The 2,500-nt window shown below is 37.4% G+C and carries 3 protein-coding genes (1 of these 3 running past the window's edge); 1 reads left to right on the top strand and 2 read right to left on the bottom strand.

The window, feature by feature from the left end:
- Window positions 1-386, bottom strand: the beginning of a protein-coding gene (gene leuA2, locus CLV95_RS11715; protein ID WP_002732020.1) for a 2-isopropylmalate synthase LeuA2. Its footprint begins 922 nt before the window's first position; the window shows 386 of its 1,308 coding nt (coding positions 1-386); the start codon lies at window positions 384-386; the stop codon falls past the left edge of the window.
- Window positions 387-815: 429 nt separating this feature from the next.
- Window positions 816-1,088: a hypothetical protein gene (locus CLV95_RS11720; RefSeq protein ID WP_002728111.1), complete on the bottom strand. Its 273-nt coding sequence runs from the start codon at window positions 1,086-1,088 to the stop codon at window positions 816-818.
- 382 nt (window positions 1,089-1,470) lie between these two features.
- On the opposite strand from CLV95_RS11720, the gene CLV95_RS11730 reads away from it, so the two are divergent.
- Window positions 1,471-2,457 carry a leucine-rich repeat domain-containing protein gene (locus CLV95_RS11730; protein WP_107694967.1) on the top strand — a complete coding sequence of 329 codons (987 nt, stop codon included), beginning with the start codon at window positions 1,471-1,473 and terminating at the stop codon, window positions 2,455-2,457.
- The last annotated feature ends 43 nt before the right edge of the window (window positions 2,458-2,500 follow it).

Consider the following 2,500-nt stretch of genomic DNA (forward strand, 5'->3'; position numbering starts at 1 on the left):
GATGCGTGTCGAATCGCTTTCCAAGAAATTTTGATTTCCTTTTCGACCGCTCTGGAAAGAGAGGATATTACAACATTATCCGGTGCGATAGAAGAAAGGCGACTGCATGTTTTGAATTCTTGAGAATTAGAAGACGCGAATCCGACTTCGATTCCTTGAACGCCTAGTTTGATGAGTTGTTTGAAGATCGTTTCTTTTTGATCTAAATCCCAAGGTTTACGAAGCGCTTGATTGCCGTCTCTCAAAGTTACGTCCATAAAAAAAGGCGGATGTTTGGGAAGAGGGTTTTGAAGAATTTCCGAAAAGGACTGTATATGTTTTTGATTTCCGGATATTGAAATGTCCTGAATGACGTACTCGTTTTCTTGTTTCGAATTTTGCTGCACTGTTTTCTCCTTTTAGAGGCCGATTCCAGGAGTGGTTTTTTTCCGAGTGAGAAGAATTTTCCGGAAACAAAAAAGCCCACTCAAGGAGAGCGGGCTCGTGTATTTTTTTACAACTCTACCGGCTCCCCTAACTAAGGAGGAGAAGAAGCTGAAGAGGTAGTAGAGTTACATTGCGGAACATATTGTATCAGGCTTGAAAGGATTCTGAAAAAATTCAAGAACTTTTTTCTTAGGAATCGAATTTCAAAAAGGCCAAACGTCCGAATTTTACGGATACAATCTCGTTTTAAAATTTATCGATGCGATGGCTTTGAAATAAAACCGGCTCGTGTTTATGAGAAAGCATATTAGGGTCGTTAAAAAATTAAAGGAATTGTAGTTGAAAATCACACAGTTTCTTTAGTTTGAAGGAAAAGTCGGGGAAACAGCCTAAAGTCGAATGGTTTCAGATTTTATACTTTGATCGTGTTTCCACGGTCCATAACTTCGCGTCCATCCTCTCGTTTTATACCTAAACCAAAAATGAATCGTAAACGAAATTGCGAATGCGCTTAATAAAATATGCCAAAGATATTCGGAATCCCGAATCAAATACAAAAGAAACAGCAACACGCAATACTTTACGATTCGAAACCAGAACGGTTGTCCGGTTTTTGAAAACGCGACTTCCAATTCTCGTTTGACTATCTTCGAAAAACTCATAAATCACCTCGTCGGAATACAATAGAATCTAGAAATGCACAGTTCAAGTCCGTTTTTTGGCGATTCGAAAATGACGATACCCTGCGTTTAAATGAATCCGTGCAAAAAATTCGTCAGCGAATATTGTTCGATCGCGTGCGTTTGATCGGATTTCGATTTTTCGAAAATTACTCCCCGAAACACGTATTGACTTTGTCGAAACGAGATAAGAAAGTAACGACCTAACGAATCACATTGAACTTCCTTCGAAAAACCGGACATGGTTTTTCTTTGATGCAATTGTGCCCGACAATTCGGAGTCATTTTACGCTTCCGAAAGAACGCTGGCAAAACGATACGCAAGGAATGACAAAACAGAAAATATTTTTAAAATGGCACTGAAATGATAAAAACCACGAACTTACAAAAAATTTTAACTTTAATCCTTCTTTGTTTTTGGATTGTATGGGAAGACAAAAAAAACGACGAAAAAAAAGCAAAAGAATCCTTTAGCAATCTGGCCGAGGCCCTTCAAAATCCAATAGATGTTCGAGCATTATATTTAAACGGCAATGAACTCAAAACGCTTCCGAAAGAAATCGGAGAATTGCAGAACCTAGAACATTTAAATTTATGGAAGAACAAACTCAGAACGCTTCCGAAAGAAATTGGGAATTTACAAAATCTGAAAGTATTAGATTCAGGGCTCAATGAACTCACAACTCTTCCGAAAGAAATCGGAGAATTGCAGAACCTAGAACATTTAAATTTATGGAAGAACAAACTCAGAACGCTTCCGAAAGAAATTGGGAATTTACAAAATCTGAAAGTATTAGATTCAGGGCTCAATGAACTCACAACTCTTCCGAAAGAAATCGGAGAATTGCAGAACCTAGAACATTTAAATTTATGGAAGAACAAACTCAGAACGCTTCCGAAAGAAATTGGGAATTTACAAAATCTGAAAGTATTAGATTCAGGGCTCAATGAACTCACAACTCTTCCGAAAGAAATCGGAGAATTGCAGAACCTAGACGGTTTAAAGTTAAGGTACAACAAATTCAAAACGCTTCCGAAAGAAATCGGAGAATTGCAGAACCTACGATATTTAGATTTAAGCGGCAATCAACTCATGACTCTTCCGAAAGAAATCTGGAATTTACAAAATCTACAAGAATTATACTTAAACGGCAATCAACTCATGACGCTTCCGAAAGAAATCGGAGAATTGCAGAACCTACAAGAATTACATTTAAGCGGCAATCAACTCATGACTCTTCCGAAAGAAATCTGGAATTTACAAAATCTACGAGAATTACATTTAAGCGGCAATCAACTCATGATTCCGAAAGAAATCTGGAATTCGAAAAAGCTACGAGTATTGTATTGAGATGATATACCTGCTTTGAAGTTCCAACAAACAAAGATTATAA

The sequence above is a fragment of the Leptospira borgpetersenii serovar Javanica genome (genome assembly GCF_003046425.1).
Lineage (GTDB): Bacteria > Spirochaetota > Leptospiria > Leptospirales > Leptospiraceae > Leptospira > Leptospira borgpetersenii.

What these genes read in the sequence shown, in the direction of transcription:
- CLV95_RS11720 (WP_002728111.1), bottom strand. Translation starts at nt 1,088, where the DNA reads ATGAGTTTTTCGAAGATAGTCAAACGAGAATTGGAAGTCGCGTTTTCA.
- CLV95_RS11730 (WP_107694967.1), top strand. Translation starts at nt 1,471, where the DNA reads ATGATAAAAACCACGAACTTACAAAAAATTTTAACTTTAATCCTTCTT.